Origin of the sequence: Trichocoleus sp. FACHB-40 (assembly GCF_014695915.1) — a bacterium.
Taxonomy (GTDB): domain Bacteria; phylum Cyanobacteriota; class Cyanobacteriia; order Cyanobacteriales; family FACHB-T130; genus Funiculus; species Funiculus sociatus.
In genome coordinates this window covers 41,846-58,582 of record NZ_JACJPF010000046.1, presented here as the reverse complement: position 1 = coordinate 58,582, position 16,737 = coordinate 41,846, and the positions used below count along the sequence as shown (strand labels likewise).

Sequence of the window (16,737 nt, the reverse complement as noted above, 5' to 3'; positions counted from 1 at the left end):
CTAGACAAACAAAGTCTCGCGCAACGCGAGACTTTGGCAAGATGTCTATTGTATCGAATCTCTGGTTCTCAGGCTAAGCTTGGGAACGCGAGATGGTTGCTAGTTGCTAACGTTCTGTGAGACGAGTTAGCACCTGATTCGACCGTTCTACAAAGGTTTTCATCCCTTCGGCATCAAATCCTTTTTGAGCCATGAGCGCCAAATCGTAAATATGTTGACAGATTAGATTAGTCAACTCGCCTGTAGGCGATCGCCCTTCTTCTTGAATAATACTACCTTGACTCATTTGAGTGAGATTCTGGATCAGCGGGTGGGCGGTGTTCACTACCAGGACGTGTTCTTCGGGAAACTCAACATTTTGCTGCTGCATGAGTGCGTTCATCTCTCGCAACCGTCGCAGCACTTCTGGTAACAGCACCATTGCGGGTGGCGTTGCTTGCAGGTCATCTGACTTCAGCGCCTCGGTACGGATGTTAAGTTTAGGCTTGTTGAGGGCTTGCTGGAATAGTTCTTTGATTTGTTCGCTGCGGGTTTTGTTGGTTTTAGGATCAACAATTTCGCCGGATTTATCTTGGTCAATTAGGGTCTTGTCCAGTTCTGAGTCTACGCGGGAGAACTTGACATCCGGATGTTCCCGTTCTAGGAAGCTGATGAAGTGGGTGTCTATGAAGGAGTCCATAAACAGGACTTCTAAACCCTGGCTTTTATGTAATTGTACGTAGGTTGCTTGGGTGACTTCATCAGTGCAGTAAAAGACGCGGTTTTCTTGGAGTTCTTTGTTGCGTTCCAGGTAGTCTTTGAGGGTGGTGTATTGGGATATTGGATTTTGTTGTTCTCCGGAGGCTGGGGTGACTTCTTGCCAAACATCGCCTTCCTGGGATTGTACTTCGACGGCTGGGGGAGTTTCGGGAGTTGCTTGTGTAAGGTTGGCGGTGGTGCGATAGATGATGATGTCTTCGACTTGCTTTTTGAATTTGTCGTCGTTGAGGGAGCCAAATTTGACGAAGGTGCCAACATCTTGCCAGCAACGGATGTATTCTTCGCGCTGTTCACGGTAGAGTTCTTTTAAGCGATCGCCTACTTTCTTGGCGATGTAATCTGCTATTCTCCGGACGGTGCGATCGTTGGTAAGGGCGCTGCGGGAGACGTTGAGGGGGATGTCAGTGCTATCAATGACACCTTGCAGGGGTAGGAGGAATTTGGGGATAACTTCTTCGCAGCGATCGCTCACAAAAACCTGGTTACAGAATAGTTTAATCTGCCCTTTGGTGACATCGACATCCGGCTTCAACTTCGGAAAGTAGAGAATTCCATTGAGAATGAAGGGATAGTCGGTATTTAGATGCACCCACAGCAGCGGCTCTTCTTGGAACGGGTAGAGGTAGCGGTAGAATTCTAGATAATCTTCTTTGGTCAGGTTTTGCGGCGATTCCTTCCACGGTGCCTTTTGACGATTGATTACCTCCCCATCCAGTTTGATAGATACTGGCATGAAATCGCAGTAGGTTTTCACCAACTGACGAATCCGCATCGGTTCCAGATATTCCTGTTCTTCATCCTGAAGCGTGAGGGTAATGGTCGTACCGCGTTCAGTGCGTGGCGACTCTTCTAAAACAAAGGCTGGCGAACCGTCGCAAGACCAGTGTACCGCTTGCGCTCCTGGCTGATATGAGAGGGTATCAATCTCGACTTTTTGCGCCACCATGAAGGAGGAGTAAAACCCTAGCCCGAAGTGACCAATAATTTGCTGTTCGGCGCTGGCTTTATATTTTTGGATAAATTCTTCAGCGCTGGAGAAAGCAACTTGGTTGATGTACTTCTTCACCTCATCGGCTGTCATCCCGATACCGTTATCAGTGATAGATAGGGTCTTTTTGTCTTTGTCAATAGCGATGTTAATTTCTGGTTCGCCTATTTCGCCTGTGACTTCCCCAGCGAAGGAAACCATTTTAAGTTTCTGGATAGCATCGACGGCGTTGGATACCAGTTCCCGCAAGAAGATTTCGTGGTCTGTGTAGAGGGACTTCTTGATAATCGGGAAAATATTCTCGGTATGTATCGTGATTGTGCCTTGTTCCAGCATATATATTTTGTGGTAGTTGTGTAAAAACTTTCTAAAGATTGATTGTGAGCGATCGCAGATGCTTGTGAGAAAGGGATTTTCCGCCCTTGAGGAATTCGGATTTCCCTACTTGCTGGTCTATATTCGCTCAATTAAGCTTGCTGAAGGCTAGCTTTTAGCCTTTTTTTCCAGTACGAAAAAGTAGTGATATGGATTCAATGGATCGATAAATTCTCTTTTAATTGTAAGACCCGCTCTTTCAATCGAGTTTACCAGACGCTGTTTTGGGTAGCCTTTCAATCCCATCTCCCAGTAGTGTTCATCCTCGGTTAAGGGCTTTTGGCTCCAGAAGCGGGGAACGTGGAGAAAAAGATGTCTCGGCCTTTGTTTTAAAGAATATTTAAACTGAATTGACAAAAATAAACTGCGATAGGGAACCGATATTACTAGAAACTTTTTAGTAGCGGTTGCCAGCTTTTCCAGGGCTTTTTCTGACTTATCGTAAGGGATATGTTCTAGCACTTGAAAAAGCGCGATCGCATCAAATTTATCTTCTGGCAGTGTAAAATCACTTGCTAAATCCAGAACTATGTCCGGATTTAGTTCTGGATCAAAATCAGCGGTCGTGACGTTATATCCAAACTTCCTTAACAAATCCGTGAAAAGTGAGTTAAATATTCCAATTTCTAGAATATTATTTACTTGCTTTCCTAATCCTTTGATGATACGCACCTGATTATTGTAGCTGATGAGTCGGTCTTTTGATATGTATTCATCGCTCGGAATTTTAGACGTGTTGATGCTTGTCATAAAATGGCCCAACCAAATAAATTACTATTATCGTAAGCCAGTCATTAGTTGCTTCACCGTTTTAGTAGCAACATTCCAATTTAGCCGAGATTGATACTCTTCAAATGAGGATATAGCCATTTTTTTATATTCACTATAATTTTCCATAATAGACACAATATAGTTACAGTAATCGGATATATTAGCTTCTAACGCAAAAGTTTTTCCATTGAAATCCTCTTTAATAATGGTTGGTATACCGCCAGTATTTGTTGCTAAACAAGGAACACCAAAAGAATTTGCTTCAACTAAAACGTGAGGAGAACAGTCAGCTAGAGTTGGTAAAATCAGAAAATGTGATTCAGCAATGAGCTTATTTAATTGATTCAATCCTTCCTTAGTTGATTTATCAATAAATCCTCGAACTTCAACAAAATTTGGTAGAGGCTCATCAATAATTGGTTTACACCCAACTACCGTAAGTTGAGTATTCAAGCCGATGCGATTTAATTCTCTAGCAACCTTAAAGGCAACATCTCCCCCTTTCCTGTGCCACTCAAGGCCCATAAATAACAATTTACAAGGCTTTGTAGCTTTAGAAGCTATAATACTTTGAATATCATCAATTGTGCGATCGCATTCTATATTTGCTCCCCAAGGAACCACTTTTACTTTGGCTGGCTCAATATTATAAATTTTAATAGCTGCTTGAGCGGCCCAGTCCGATAAAAAAATTACTAACTTGCATCGGTTTAACGCAGCTAGTTCCATTGCATAAATATTATTTCTAGTTTCGCCGCACAAGTTGTTTAAATAAGGATAAAAATCAATTAATCCAGCCAAGGTTGAATCTGTCCACAAAACAATTGGCTGCTTACACTCAAGATAAGCAAGGGGTGCTGCATTTTCAGGACAAAGCACTATATCGGAATTTAACGCAGACAGTTTTTTAGAAATTTGACGAGCATAATTTTTAAGCACTAATGGTTCTGCCCATCGGTAGTAATTTTGATGGAATAAGTTGTGGTAAAAACTCCACTTAGCTCTAGTAAAGAATGAAAAATTTTTCTGCAAAGGTCCAAGATAGTCAAGTTCAATAGACTGACTAGCTAAAGATTGGGCTATATAATAACCTGCTCCACAAAATCCTACTTGATTTTTAGACCAAGTAGAACTATTATAAACATCGTAAGTGGTAACATATGCTACTTTCATAAATTACCTCCTTATATTAAATTCATAAATAAAGTTTTAGCTGTTTGAGTAGCAACTGCCCAATTTAGACGAGTTTGATATTCATTAAATGAAGATAATGCGAGTTCTTTATAATTGTAGTAGTTAGAGAACACACTATAGATATAGCTACAAGCTTCTGTAATAATTGCATTTATTGAATAAACTTTTCCATTTAAATTATCTTTAATAATTGTCGGTATACCGCCGCTATTTGTAGATATACAAGGAACGCCAAAAGAATTTGCTTCACAAAAAACATTGCCATAAGCTTCTGCTCTTGAAGGCACTATTATGAAGTGAGATTCAGCTATCAATTTATTTATTTTCTTTAATCCTTCTTCTGTAGATTTATTAATAAAACCAGGATTAACAACAAAATCAGGGCATGAATCGTTCTGGAAAGGCTGGCACCCAACTATTGTTAATTCAACATTTAGCCCTGTCTTTTGTAACTTGCTTGCTACTTCCAGGGCTATGTCGCCACCTTTCCTATACCAATCTACACCTAAAAAGAGTAACTTACATTGGTTTGACGGTCTGGCATCCACAATCTCTTTGATGTCTTCCAAGGTTCTGTTACACTCAACGTTAGCACCGGAAGGAATAACTTTTACTTTAGAAGGGTCAACTTGATAAAAATCAATTACCTTTTGTGCAGCCCAGTCAGACGAAAATATAGCATAACTGCATTTATCATAGGTAAGTTTATCCATTGCAGTTAATTGCTCAGTCGTCTCGTTACAGAGGTTGCTAAACTCAGGGTAAAAGTTGATTAATCCAGCATAAGAAGCGTCTGTCCATACAATCACTGGTTGCTTGCATTCCAAGTAAGAAGCTAAATTAATATCCGGGCATAAAACAATGTGGGGATTTATATCTAATACTTTTTGATGAATTTGGGAAGCGTAGCTTTTGTTAACAAATTTTTCTGCCCAAGGTTGATAAACCTGCTTAGTAAAATGCTTATGCCAGCGATTTTTTGTTTTGGATATATATTTATATATAGGTGAGTAATTTTCTTTTAAAGGCCCGATATATTCCAATGATTCGCACTGCCTAGCAAGGGCAATGGCTTTGTAGTAATTAGTCCCACAATGACCGATCATTTTTCGGTGCCAAGTATGCCTATTTAAAATATCGTAGTGGGTAGCGAAGGCTATTTTCATAACGAATTACACAGGCACCAAAAAAGAATAATTTACTAAAATGAAATAGTTTTGGCTAGTTATAGCGATTCTATCTAGTTTTTAGAGACGTATGAAACGTCTCTACATTTTTAACGAACCGCAGAGGGCGCAGAGGAAGAGAAAAGAGAGAGTTTCATAAATGAATTAGGATTAATATATTGCTTTCTACTACTGACAAACTGCACGGTAGAGCTGTACTGTTTTTTCGCTTAATACAGACCAGTCTAGCATCTCTAAGGGAGCCTGCTCTGGGCGTGGAGTATGCACCGCCCAATCTAGTCCTTCGCGGAGGATATCTGAGGTTAGCTCATCTGAGTAGGTTTTAACCCACGCTTCTCCTACTAATGCCTGTAGTTCACCCAGCGCACCCTTGTGCGGTACTAATATTGGGCAATCGAAGGAAAGAGCAAGTATTGCGCTGCCGGAGTTTAAAATTTCTTGAAATGGCAAGACTACTAAATCTGCTGATTTGAGATAAAACTGCACGTTTTCTGGCGGCACATATTGCATGGATAATCTGACGCGAAAATCACCATCTGCTGCCTCAAATACTTCTGTTTTAAGTTCTGGTAAATCGGGAGTACCTGCTACCACTAAAACTAAATCAACATCATCTAACTCACAAAATGTGCGGATTAAGTGGGGAACATTTTTATAGGGGGATATATGTCCTAGAAAAACTATGGTTCTAGCTTTTTCTGGTATATCTAAGGTTTTTCTAGCACTGATTTTATCAACTTGATTTGGATATTCTCCACGATAATGTCCGTGGGGTACGACCGAGTTTAAGCGTTGTTTAAGGGAAGGGAAAGTTTCTTCAGCTAGAGTTTTTCCTGCCTCGCACATACTAATATATGCGTCTACACGAGATACGAATTCTGACTGAAACCAATCCGCTATCTGGGGATGCAAAACGATGTGGGGGATTTTGTCGTGAAAAGTCCAGATGATGCGCGTCCCTTTGTGCCGCACTCTGTCTATAAGAGCAAGCATCGCTTTTGCTCTTATAAAAGCTAACGTTGGGTTGGGATGGCGTACTATCGTTTCGGCTGCCCAGTGTAGATGAAAAATATCGTAGTGTTGGCGTAACAATTTGAGGGGCGAAAATTCTTCAACTGTCACCCCTTGTTGGCCCATCTGGGAATACAACAACCAGTTATAAGGGTTTTTGTATCTGGTTTTGAACGCAGGCCAAGCAATGACTTTCATGTTTGATGTTACTTTCGCCTAAGTTTTTGGATGTTGTATTTACATCAAAATAGCACGAGATAATTTTATACGTAGATGCACTGTAGGTTTAGAAATAAATCGGAGGCGGTCGCCTTCGGAATACGTTCCCAGGCTGAGACTGGGAACGCGATGGATGTAAGCAGTGGAAGTTTATGGAATGACTTTTGTAGGAGAGACTGGAAGACTCGTCTCTACAATAGATTCGGAAATCTTGAGCGGTTGTTTTTTCCTGAAGGTGAGGGCATCATCTACGCAATCAACTACGATGGTGTCACCGCTGACAAAAGTGTTTTCTAGAAGGGCGGTTGCTAGAGTATTCTGCAATTCTCTCTGAATCGCCCGTTTCAGGGGACGCGCACCATAAACTGGATCGTAACCAGCCTCCGCTATATGGTCTTGGGCTGCTGACGACAGTTGTATAGTAATTTTCTGATCCGCCAGCATGCGCTCAATCTGCTTAATTTGAATTCCCACAATTTGTCGCAGTTCTTTGCGGTTGAGCGTGTGGAAGAGAATTATGTCGTCCACCCGGTTAAGGAATTCCGGACGGAAATGCGATCGCAGCGCATCTGTCACCTTCTTCCGCATCAACTCATATTGTGCATCATTCCCAGCTACATCCAGAATATGCTCGCTGCCAATGTTGCTGGTCATCACAATTACCGTATTCCGAAAGTCTACCGTCCGACCTTGGGAATCCGTTATCCTACCATCATCCAGCACCTGTAGCAAAATGTTGAAAACATCCCGGTGCGCCTTTTCCACCTCATCCAGCAACACCACCGAGTAGGGACGACGACGAATTGCCTCTGAAAGTTGCCCCCCCTCCTCGTAGCCTACATACCCTGGAGGCGCACCTACAAGGCGCGAGACGGCGTGTTTCTCCATGTACTCGGACATATCAATCCGCACCAGGGCATCATCGCTGTCAAACAGAAACTGAGCTAAGGCACGCGCTAACTCAGTTTTGCCCACACCAGTTGGCCCCATGAACAGGAACGAACCAATCGGACGACCGGGATCTTTCATCCCCGCACGGGCGCGACGAATTGCCGCCGCCACAGCCGAAACCGCTTCTGATTGACCGATAACGCGCTCGTGCAAGTGCGATTCCAAATGTAGCAACTTTTGACGTTCCGACTCTAAAAGTCGGTTCACGGGGATGCCAGTCCACTTAGCGACGATTTCTGCGATGTCTCCCTCGCGTACTTCTTCGCGCAATAAAGCCGAACCGCGAGATTGCATTTCCAAGAGCTGGGCTTCTTTGGCTTCCTTGTCGCGTCCTAACACCTCCAACCGCCCATACTTAAGCTGGGCCGCCTTGTTCAAGTCATAGGCGCGTTCCGCCTGCTCTATCTGCACCCGCAGGTGATCCTCCTCCTCCTTGACAGCATTAATTTCTTCCAACAGTTGCTTTTCAGATTGCCACTGAGAGCTTAGTTGACGTTGTTTTTCACTCAAAGACTCAATTTCTTGCTCAATCCGCTCCAAACGCTCTTGGGAAGAACGGAAAGCACCGACAACAGTTAAACCCAGCCGTTGACCTTCCCCTTGCAAAGATAGCTTTTCCATCTCTAGCTGCATCAGTCGGCGGTCAATCGCTTCTAATTCTACTGGCTTGGAGGTAATCTCCATTTTCAGCTTAGCTGCTGCCTCGTCCACCAAGTCTATCGCCTTATCTGGCAAAAACCGTTCTGTGATGTAGCGATCGCTCAAAGTAGCAGCAGCCACTAAAGCGGAATCCGTAATCTTCACGCCGTGATGAACTTCGTAGCGTTCTTTCAATCCCCGCAAAATCGAAATCGTATCTTCTACTGAAGGCTGATTTACATAAACCTGCTGAAATCGACGTTCTAGCGCCGCATCTTTCTCGATATGCTTACGATACTCATCCAGCGTACTCGCCCCTATACAGCGCAATTCCCCCCGCGCCAACATTGGTTTGAGTAAATTACTCGCATCCATCGCGCCTTGAGTGGCACCAGCGCCGACGACGGTATGTAACTCGTCAATGAACAGGACAATTTGACCGTCAGAAGAGGTAACTTCGCGCAATACCGCCCGCAGCCTGTCTTCAAATTCTCCCCGATATTTGGCACCCGCAATCAGACTACCCATATCCAAGGCGATCAACTGGCGCTTTTTCAGAGATTCCGGAACATCCCCGTTAACAATCCGCTGCGCCAGACCTTCTGCGATCGCTGTCTTCCCTACGCCCGGTTCCCCAATCAACACCGGATTATTCTTACTCCGCCGAGATAGCACCTGCACCACCCGACGAATTTCCTCGTCTCTCCCAATTACAGGGTCGAGCTGACCAGATTTTGCCTTTTCTGTCAAGTCTTGTCCGTATTTTGCCAACGCCTCATAGCGTGCCTCTGGATTTTGGTCTTGTACTTTCTGAGCGCCCCGGACATCCTTGATTACCGCTTCTAGTTTCTGTCTGTCAACGTTGAAGCTTTTAAGCAAGCGCCGCCCGACGCGGTCATCTTCCGCAAAACCAAGCAATATATGCTCTATGGCAATAAATTCATCTTGTAAGGCACTTTTTGCTGCGTCAGCCTTGTCTAGCATGACATCTAAGGCTCTGCCCAGGTACAACTGGTCAATTACGGTGACTTTTGGCTGGCGCTGGCTGAAGGCTTCCAGTTGCGCTTTTAATGCTGTGGTGTCTACCGCTGCTCGACTCAAAACCCGACTCGCCAACCCGTCTTGTTCTATCAGGGCAATGGTTAAATGCTCTACCTCTAGCTGCTGATTTTTGAAGCGACGCGCCACATCTTGGGATTTGACGATGCCTTCCCAGGCTTTTTCAGTAAACTTGGTAGAGTCAGTAGGCTGCATTTTATAAAATATATCTCAGTCAAATAGCGTGTCCCACACGCTAGTATAACAATCTGTTATTGGTCATTGGCCATTAGTTATTAACTAAAGTGCGCCAGAGAATTTTATGGCGCTACACAAACAAAGCCGTAGCCAGCTTATAGACCGCTTTGGCGGTCTTTGTTTGTGTAGCGCCGACGAGTAAAGTCGGGGTTTAGCTTACGCCTCTTGCTCAACAGGTTCAGCTTCCGGCTTCGCCTCGCGGACTTCCTGCTTGACGGTCAGGTAACGGATCACGTCCTCGGAAAGACGCATTGCCCGTTCTAGAAGCGCAATCTGGCTGCCATTGCACTTATAGTTCATCTGGACGTATACACCTTCCCGCTGCTTGCCAATTTCCTGAGCCAAACGCCGCCTGCCGCGATGCTGAGTTTCAATCTCCTCAGCTCCATTTTCGGTGAGGATGTTCTGGTATTTGGCGATCGCTAGGTTGGTTGGTTCCTCTCCTAAGTCGGGACGGAGGATGTACATAGTTTCGTAAACGATCTGCATTTTGGTAATCTCCTTATGGACAATGAGGCTTCTTGGGGGGCTAGGAACTAGGGAGGAGGTGACTAGGTAGTGATTCCTCGCCTAGTGGTTTTCTACCCTCATAACTCTTCCCTAACGCCTAACAACATGAAGAAGCAAGGACTTAAAATCTTACTACCAGTTCACAAATTCTACAAATTAACCAGGCTAAATTTGCATCTGTGACATTTGAAGCACACTCTTAAAGCATAATCAAACATTACTCAACCATATGGCGCAGCGCTACGTCCGAGTTCGCACTGAAAAAGGACAGACTTACTACGGTTTACTGCAACTGAGCCGAAGTGTTCAGGTGCTTGATGCGCCTCCCTGGTTGCATGGGCAACCTACAGATTTGCAGTTAGAACCAGACACTTACCAAATTTTGGCTCCTTGTGCGCCGTCTAAAATTATTGCCGTGGGCAAGAATTATGCTAACCATGCGGCGGAAATGGGAACCCAAGTGCCAAAAGAGCCGCTGCTATTTCTCAAACCGCCGACTTCTGTCACCGCAGTGGGTACAGAAATTCATTATCCGCCGCAATCGCAGCAGGTGGACTATGAGGGCGAGTTAGCTTTAGTGATTGGCGATCGCGCTTGCGATTGTACGCCAGAAGAGGCCCAAGAAAAAATCTGGGGCTACACTATTGCCAATGATGTTACTGCCCGCGATCTGCAAAAATCAGATGGTCAGTGGACGCGGGCAAAAGGGTTTAATACCTTTTGCCCACTCGGCCCGTGGATTGTCCGCGAATTAAGTCCTGCTGCTCGGTTGCAAACTTTTCTTAATGACAATAAACAGCCAGTGCAGTCTGCCTTAATTAATCAGATGGTGTTTTCGCCAGATTTTCTGGTGTCTTACATCTCTGGGGTGATGACACTGCTGCCTGGGGACGTGGTGCTTACCGGAACACCGCAGGGAGTGGGACCGATGCAAGTGGGCGATCGCGTCCGCATCGAAATTGAGGGTATCGGTCAGATGGAAAATACCGTTGTGGTACGCCCTGCACCGACAGCACCCTAAACAAAGAAATGCCTGCGGTTTATAACTAGCGCAATTGGGTGTAAGCTGCCTCGGAAATGGCGGGTATTTCTCCGTAACGTCCCAGTATTGACTGGACAACTGAATAGCCGCAGGCTACCAGCGTTCCTAAAAAGACTACATTGAACAGCGTTTGTGTGATTAAGTTTGCGCCGCCTAGCGCTGGAACTAAAATCTGCAAAAGCATACTGCACAGAAACAGCAGGATATCTAAAAGTATTGCCTGCATGGTGTTGAAACGAATAAAATGGTTAATGTTTTCGTTTCTAACTACTCCTAAGAACAAGGCAAAGAAAATTATTAAGCTGGCAAAAGGTATATTGTAAATTGCTAAAAAAGGTGACAGCGGCGTGTAAATAAGGCCAAATACAGGAAACTGTCTAACCAGAAACAGACTAAAAGGATACGCCGAAAGTAAAGGCAGTATATAAGGAAGGCAAGAAAAAATCCGGTCTTTGGTTGTTGTTGAACCACGCCAAGCCATCGTGCGTTCTCCTGTTGTAATGTTATTAATCGCTAGTTCTTACTAAGTTCAGGATAACGCACAGCAGCAGGTCAACCATGTTGGGGCTGCTTGAGGCGGATCTTTCCCCCAGATGGTTCCGGGGTAGCGATCGCGCTCATTTAATATTGGCAATCCGGAAGCCCATGAGACACTCGTATTGCTCCGGTTGATTTTCCGTCAGCTTGTGAATCGATTGACCACAGCCGAGTTGTCCTTTGCGCCAGCGGGGTTGACCGCTAGAGTCTGCTAGTAAACAGTTCTGACAAACTTGCTTGGGAGAGAGAATTTGTTCATCCGTAAGAATGACTAACATTTGACACCTCCCTTAAGAGGCTTATCCGCTTTCCTCAATTTTAAGCCAGGTTTTCGGGAATATATGGTAAATTAACATACACCTTAATGTCTTTAACCCTTATAGTCTTGAAGTTTTAATATGTCTGTTGTCAGGCAAGGTATTTTTAGGAGAGACGGAACTCCGTAGAATCACTGATAGAGTGTTAACAGAAAGGTCAGGACGGACGCGACTCCAACAGCATTAAAATAAAAGACTCAGGAAAATACAGGCGCAAGCCAGAAAAGAAAGCATCCGAACTAAAGTAGGAAGCGATCGCTAACAGTATCTCTAGGGGTTTACTCCGTGACAAAAACTAACTTAGACTTTCTCGCCCAAACCGATCCCGTCGTTGCCGAGTTTATTGGGCAGGAACTCCAGCGTCAACGCGACCACCTGGAACTGATTGCCAGTGAAAACTTTGCCTCAGCAGCGGTTCTGGCAGCACAAGGTTCCGTCCTGACGAATAAGTACGCCGAAGGCTTGCCTGGAAAGCGTTATTACGGCGGCTGCGAATTTGTAGATAAAATTGAGCAACTGGCAATTGACCGCATTAAACAACTATTTGGGGCGGCTCATGCCAACGTACAACCCCATTCCGGGGCGCAGGCGAATTTTGCCGTTTTCCTGTCGCTGTTGCAGCCTGGAGACACGATTATGGGAATGGATTTGTCCCACGGGGGACACTTAACCCACGGTTCGCCAGTGAATGTATCGGGAAAGTGGTTCAAAGTTTGTCACTACGGTGTCAGTAAGGAAACAGAGCAGCTAGACTATGACCAAATTCGGGATTTGGCGCTGCAACATCGTCCTAAGCTACTAATTTGCGGTTACTCAGCTTATCCGCGAGTGATAGAGTTTGAGAAATTCCGCGCGATCGCAGACGAAATTGGGGCATACCTGTTAGCCGATATTGCCCACATTGCCGGGTTAGTCGCCACCGGGCATCACCCCAACCCCCTCCCCCACTGTCACGTCGTCACCACGACCACTCACAAGACCCTGCGCGGTCCCAGAGGTGGTTTAATTATGACCAATGACCCGGAATTGGGTAAGCAGCTAGATAAAGCCGTCTTCCCCGGCACACAAGGCGGGCCTTTGGAACACGTTATTGCTGCTAAGGCAGTTGCTTTCGGGGAAGCACTGACACCAGCCTTTAAAACGTATTCAGGGCAAGTGATTGAAAATGCCCGTGCCTTAGCCGCCCAGTTGCAAAAACGCGGCTTTAAGATTGTTTCTGGCGGCACTGACAATCACCTGATGCTAGTAGATTTGCGTTCCATCGGTATGACTGGGAAGCAAGCCGATCATCTGGTGAGTGGCGTAAATATTACCGCCAACAAAAATACCGTTCCCTTCGATCCAGAGTCGCCTTTTGTAACGAGTGGCTTGCGGCTAGGAACGCCCGCAATGACAACTCGCGGTATGGGAACAGCGGAATTTACCGAAATTGGCGATATTATTGCCGAACGGTTGCTGAATCCAGAAGACGAAGCAGTAGCGGCTGCTTGTCGCCGTCGAGTTGGGGCATTATGCGAAGTCTTCCCCCTATACCCCCATCTAACAATTCCCGTTCCAGCCCTAGCTTAGTTACCAGCCATTTGTCAGCGGTCAGTAGCAACGGACAACTGACCGCTGACAACCGACAAATGACGACTAACTACTGACGTTTACCGTCCCAAATGTAGTAGACTCTGCCTGACGCCTTTTTTAAAGGATGAAAGATCAATAGCGATTAGTTAACAGCTAACAGCTTTTTTGAATTATCCTTTGTGATGTCTCGCACCCTACTAAATTTCAGATGCCTCCCCAGCTATACCATCTGGTTGCCTTTCTCGTCTCTGCCTTTGTTGTCCTCTGGACGACACCCGTTGTCAACAAAATTGGCTTGCAAAAGGGATTGGTTGATTTACCCGGTGAACGCAAAGTCCACAAGCACCCGATAGTGCGAGTGGGAGGTATCTCTATCTTTGCAGGTACCATAATCGCCCTGCTGATTGTTTGGGGAACCGGGGGATTTGGCACTCTCAGCGCAGATAAATCCTCCGAGATTTGGGGAGTCACGGTTGGTGGTCTAGGCTTTTTCCTGATTGGGTTAGCCGATGACTTGTTCAGTCTCTCGCCCTTCACGCGGCTGTTTATGCAAATAATCATTGCTAGCTGGGCGTGGCACTTCGGTGTCCAAATTGACTTTCTCACAGTTCCCTTCGCTGGGCTTGTAACTTTGCCAGACACCATCAGCTGGCCGATCACAGTCATTTGGCTGGTAGGTATGACCAATGCTATCAACTGGATCGATGGTTTAGACGGTCTAGCTGCTGGCGTTTCTGGTATCGGTGCCGTGGTGATGCTAATTGTAAGTTTGTTTATGAACCAACCAGCAGCAGCCCTAATTGCGGCAGCGCTTGCTGGCGGCGCACTAGGATTTCTGCGATATAATTTCAACCCCGCCCAGATTTTTATGGGAGATGGGGGAGCCTATTTTATGGGCTTTACTTTGGCTGGTGTCGGGGTGATTGGCTTGGTGAAAAGCACCGCTGTCACCGCTGTGCTATTGCCCTACTTAATTTTAGCTGTGCCGATTGTGGATATGTCAGCCGTGATTGTGCAACGGCTGTTACGCGGCAGTTCCCCTTTCATTGGCGATAAATTCCATCTACATCATCGGTTACTGCAAGCTGGTCTGCCACAACGCTTGATAGTTTTGTTTATCTACGCTTTAACTCTGTGGGTGGGAAGTCTGGCGCTGGCTCTGGCTAAGGTACCCAGCGGACTAGCTTATGCTTTTGGCGCAACTTTGCTGCTGGGTTATACCAGTTGGCAAGTTTGGCGATCCTCCCGTGTCAGAGGCGAAGAGTAAAAAGTTATGAGTGCTGAAATTATTTGTGTTGGTACCGAACTGCTACTAGGCGATATCCTCAACAGCAATGCTTATTTTTTGGCGCAGCAATTAGCATCTCTGGGAATCCCCCACTATTATCAAACGGTGGTGGGAGATAATCCAGAACGTCTCAAGCAGGTCATAGAAATTGCCCTGCAAAGATCGCAAATCTTAATTTTTACTGGTGGGCTTGGCCCGACTCCGGATGACCTGACAACGGAAGCGATCGCTGATTTTTTTGGCGTTCCCTTGCTGGAAAACCCGGAAATTATCGAAGATATTGCTCGGAAATATGCCCAGCGGGGGCGGCAAATGACACCCAGCAACCGCAAACAAGCCCTGATGCCAAACGGTGCCTCAATTTTACCCAATCCAGGCGGTACAGCCCCTGGCATTATCTGGCAACCGCGCCCAGGATTGACGATTCTCACTTTCCCTGGTGTCCCCAGCGAAATGCAGCGGATGTGGCAAGAAACCGCTGTACCCTATCTCAAAAGTCAAGGCTGGGGCAAAGAAATTATCAAAAGCCGGATGTTAAGATTTTGGGGAATTGCTGAGTCGGCTTTGGCTGAAAAAGTTGCCCCTTTTCTCAATTTGCCCAATCCCACGGTTGCTCCTTATGCTGAGTTTGGAGAGGTACGCTTGAGGATTTCCGCGAGGGCGGAATCGGACTCCCAAGCGCTGGGATTAATTGAGCCTGTGGCGCAGCAATTGCACCAGATTGCAGGGCTGGATTATTATGGCAGCGACACTGACACTCTTGCCTCTGTGGTGGGGCAGTTGTTGCAAGCAGAGGGTGAGACGCTTTCAGTTGCGGAATCTTGCACTGGAGGAGGCTTGGGGCAGATGATCACGTCTATCGCCGGAAGTTCTAGTTACTTTCTGGGCGGTGTCATTTCTTACGACAACTCGGTGAAAATTTCCGTTTTGGGTGTCAATCCAGAAGATTTATCCCAATTCGGTGCGGTAAGCGATGTAGTTGCAACAGCGATGGCGGTTGGGGTGCGATCGCGTCTCTCCACTACCTGGGGGCTTAGTATAACTGGTATTGCAGGACCCGGTGGAGGTACGGATGCTAAGCCAGTTGGCCTTGTCTACATTGGATTAGCAGGGCCAAATCACATTGGGTCAAGTTTTAAGTACCAGTTGGGTCAAACTCGAGAACGTGACTCAATTCGCTACGCCAGCGCTTGTAATGCCCTTGACTTGCTGCGGCGAAAATTGCTGACCCGCTGAGCCTCTATCAGTCAAAAGACTGATAGAGGATACTAAAACACTCTTCTATGGTGGGAGAGAGATGCTATTTCCTAATGTGCTAGGGTTAAAATAATAAATCTTATTAGTACAATAGGATTTAAGAACTGTCAATTTTGCCCAGTTGTAAACTATTTATCCTGGTTGTATTGCAGGAGCCGTCAGTACAATGGACTACATAGAAACCGTGTTGGAAAAGCTTAAAGAATGGGCGCGGAAGCTCATCGAAACGCTGCTAGGGCCGGAGGCTGAGCCGGAACCGGAACCAATTCCAATACCCGTAAACGAGCGATCGCGCCAAAGACGTTAGTGTAATACGTGACTCATAAAACTTTGGGCGCTGTAAGTGTTTTGGTACTGCACGGGCCAAACCTGAACCTGCTGGGGCTGCGAGAACCAGGGATTTATGGATCTTTAACGTTGGATGAAATTAACCACCTGTTAGAGCAAGAAGGGCAAACGCTACAGGCGAAACTTTCTATCATCCAGTCGAATCACGAAGGTGTCTTAGTTGATGCCATCCAGAACGCTCTGGGGCAGCACCAAGGCATTTTGATTAACGCAGGGGCGTATACTCATACAAGCGTAGCCATACGAGATGCGATCGCAGCTGTGAACCTTCCCACAGTTGAAGTGCATCTGAGTAACATTTATCGCCGTGAAGCTTTCCGGCATCATTCCTATATTGCACCAGTGGCAATTGGGCAAATCAGCGGCTTTGGTTCACAAAGTTATCTGCTTGGACTACAGGCGTTGATTCACTATCTGAAAGAAAATTAAAAATTAAAAGTCTAAAACTTTATTATTTTTTGATTTTCCATTGTATA

15 protein-coding genes are annotated in these 16,737 nt (G+C 45.7%); 6 read left to right on the top strand and 9 right to left on the bottom strand.

What is annotated here, in order from left to right:
• Positions 1-106 precede the first annotated feature (106 nt).
• The 7 genes from htpG to rpsF form a co-directional block, all read right to left on the bottom strand.
• Entirely contained in the window at positions 107-2,083 is a 1,977-nt protein-coding gene (htpG, locus tag H6F63_RS09065; RefSeq protein WP_190636707.1) for a molecular chaperone HtpG, read from the bottom strand.
• A gap of 147 nt (positions 2,084-2,230) precedes the next feature.
• Positions 2,231-2,872 (bottom strand): methyltransferase domain-containing protein, encoded by a 642-nt coding sequence (locus H6F63_RS09060; protein WP_190636705.1) that lies wholly within the window; start codon positions 2,870-2,872, stop codon positions 2,231-2,233.
• Positions 2,873-2,899: 27 nt separating this feature from the next.
• Positions 2,900-4,066, bottom strand: a complete 1,167-nt coding sequence (locus H6F63_RS09055; protein WP_190636703.1) for a glycosyltransferase family 4 protein — start codon at positions 4,064-4,066, stop codon at positions 2,900-2,902.
• Between the two features lie 11 nt (positions 4,067-4,077).
• The gene (locus H6F63_RS09050; RefSeq protein WP_190636701.1) at positions 4,078-5,253 is read right to left on the bottom strand and encodes a glycosyltransferase; all 1,176 of its coding nucleotides are present in this window, start codon (positions 5,251-5,253) and stop codon (positions 4,078-4,080) included.
• Positions 5,254-5,442: 189 nt separating this feature from the next.
• Positions 5,443-6,483 (bottom strand): glycosyltransferase, encoded by a 1,041-nt coding sequence (locus tag H6F63_RS09045; RefSeq protein WP_190636699.1) that lies wholly within the window; start codon positions 6,481-6,483, stop codon positions 5,443-5,445.
• Positions 6,484-6,654: 171 nt separating this feature from the next.
• Positions 6,655-9,348, bottom strand: a complete 2,694-nt coding sequence (clpB, locus tag H6F63_RS09040; RefSeq protein WP_190636697.1) for an ATP-dependent chaperone ClpB — start codon at positions 9,346-9,348, stop codon at positions 6,655-6,657.
• Between the two features lie 198 nt (positions 9,349-9,546).
• Positions 9,547-9,879: a 30S ribosomal protein S6 gene (gene rpsF, locus H6F63_RS09035; RefSeq protein ID WP_190636694.1), complete on the bottom strand. Its 333-nt coding sequence runs from the start codon at positions 9,877-9,879 to the stop codon at positions 9,547-9,549.
• 250 nt (positions 9,880-10,129) lie between these two features.
• On the opposite strand from rpsF, the gene H6F63_RS09030 reads away from it, so the two are divergent.
• Complete coding sequence (locus H6F63_RS09030) at positions 10,130-10,921, top strand: fumarylacetoacetate hydrolase family protein (RefSeq protein ID WP_190636692.1); 792 nt, start codon at positions 10,130-10,132, stop codon at positions 10,919-10,921.
• Between the two features lie 25 nt (positions 10,922-10,946).
• Here H6F63_RS09030 and H6F63_RS09025 read toward each other — a convergent pair whose 3' ends face one another.
• Both H6F63_RS09025 and H6F63_RS09020 read right to left on the bottom strand, forming a co-directional pair.
• Positions 10,947-11,423 (bottom strand): Tic20 family protein, encoded by a 477-nt coding sequence (locus H6F63_RS09025; RefSeq protein ID WP_190636690.1) that lies wholly within the window; start codon positions 11,421-11,423, stop codon positions 10,947-10,949.
• Between the two features lie 136 nt (positions 11,424-11,559).
• On the bottom strand, positions 11,560-11,757 hold the full coding sequence (locus H6F63_RS09020; protein WP_190424194.1) for a hypothetical protein: 198 nt from the start codon (positions 11,755-11,757) through the stop codon (positions 11,560-11,562).
• 324 nt (positions 11,758-12,081) lie between these two features.
• Between H6F63_RS09020 and glyA the strand changes: the two genes are divergently transcribed.
• From glyA to aroQ, 5 genes are all read left to right on the top strand, one after another.
• Positions 12,082-13,365, top strand: coding sequence for a serine hydroxymethyltransferase (gene glyA / locus H6F63_RS09015; protein ID WP_190636687.1), 1,284 nt, complete (start codon positions 12,082-12,084; stop codon positions 13,363-13,365).
• A 211-nt stretch (positions 13,366-13,576) separates the two neighbouring features.
• Positions 13,577-14,635: an MraY family glycosyltransferase gene (locus H6F63_RS09010; protein ID WP_190636685.1), complete on the top strand. Its 1,059-nt coding sequence runs from the start codon at positions 13,577-13,579 to the stop codon at positions 14,633-14,635.
• Positions 14,636-14,641: 6 nt separating this feature from the next.
• Positions 14,642-15,892, top strand: a complete 1,251-nt coding sequence (locus H6F63_RS09005) for a competence/damage-inducible protein A (protein WP_190636683.1) — start codon at positions 14,642-14,644, stop codon at positions 15,890-15,892.
• A gap of 187 nt (positions 15,893-16,079) precedes the next feature.
• Positions 16,080-16,220 carry a hypothetical protein gene (locus tag H6F63_RS09000; protein ID WP_190636681.1) on the top strand — a complete coding sequence of 47 codons (141 nt, stop codon included), beginning with the start codon at positions 16,080-16,082 and terminating at the stop codon, positions 16,218-16,220.
• Between the two features lie 8 nt (positions 16,221-16,228).
• Positions 16,229-16,690 (top strand): type II 3-dehydroquinate dehydratase, encoded by a 462-nt coding sequence (gene aroQ / locus H6F63_RS08995; RefSeq protein WP_347269406.1) that lies wholly within the window; start codon positions 16,229-16,231, stop codon positions 16,688-16,690.
• Positions 16,691-16,737: the final 47 nt, after the last annotated feature.

What these genes read in the sequence shown, in the direction of transcription:
- htpG (WP_190636707.1), bottom strand. Translation starts at nt 2,083, where the DNA reads ATGCTGGAACAAGGCACAATCACGATACATACCGAGAATATTTTCCCG.
- H6F63_RS09025 (WP_190636690.1), bottom strand. Translation starts at nt 11,423, where the DNA reads ATGGCTTGGCGTGGTTCAACAACAACCAAAGACCGGATTTTTTCTTGC.
- H6F63_RS09005 (WP_190636683.1), top strand. Translation starts at nt 14,642, where the DNA reads ATGAGTGCTGAAATTATTTGTGTTGGTACCGAACTGCTACTAGGCGAT.
- H6F63_RS09055 (WP_190636703.1), bottom strand. Translation starts at nt 4,066, where the DNA reads ATGAAAGTAGCATATGTTACCACTTACGATGTTTATAATAGTTCTACT.
- rpsF (WP_190636694.1), bottom strand. Translation starts at nt 9,879, where the DNA reads ATGCAGATCGTTTACGAAACTATGTACATCCTCCGTCCCGACTTAGGA.
- H6F63_RS09020 (WP_190424194.1), bottom strand. Translation starts at nt 11,757, where the DNA reads ATGTTAGTCATTCTTACGGATGAACAAATTCTCTCTCCCAAGCAAGTT.
- H6F63_RS09060 (WP_190636705.1), bottom strand. Translation starts at nt 2,872, where the DNA reads ATGACAAGCATCAACACGTCTAAAATTCCGAGCGATGAATACATATCA.
- H6F63_RS09000 (WP_190636681.1), top strand. Translation starts at nt 16,080, where the DNA reads ATGGACTACATAGAAACCGTGTTGGAAAAGCTTAAAGAATGGGCGCGG.
- H6F63_RS09045 (WP_190636699.1), bottom strand. Translation starts at nt 6,483, where the DNA reads ATGAAAGTCATTGCTTGGCCTGCGTTCAAAACCAGATACAAAAACCCT.
- H6F63_RS09030 (WP_190636692.1), top strand. Translation starts at nt 10,130, where the DNA reads ATGGCGCAGCGCTACGTCCGAGTTCGCACTGAAAAAGGACAGACTTAC.
- H6F63_RS09050 (WP_190636701.1), bottom strand. Translation starts at nt 5,253, where the DNA reads ATGAAAATAGCCTTCGCTACCCACTACGATATTTTAAATAGGCATACT.
- H6F63_RS09010 (WP_190636685.1), top strand. Translation starts at nt 13,577, where the DNA reads ATGCCTCCCCAGCTATACCATCTGGTTGCCTTTCTCGTCTCTGCCTTT.
- clpB (WP_190636697.1), bottom strand. Translation starts at nt 9,348, where the DNA reads ATGCAGCCTACTGACTCTACCAAGTTTACTGAAAAAGCCTGGGAAGGC.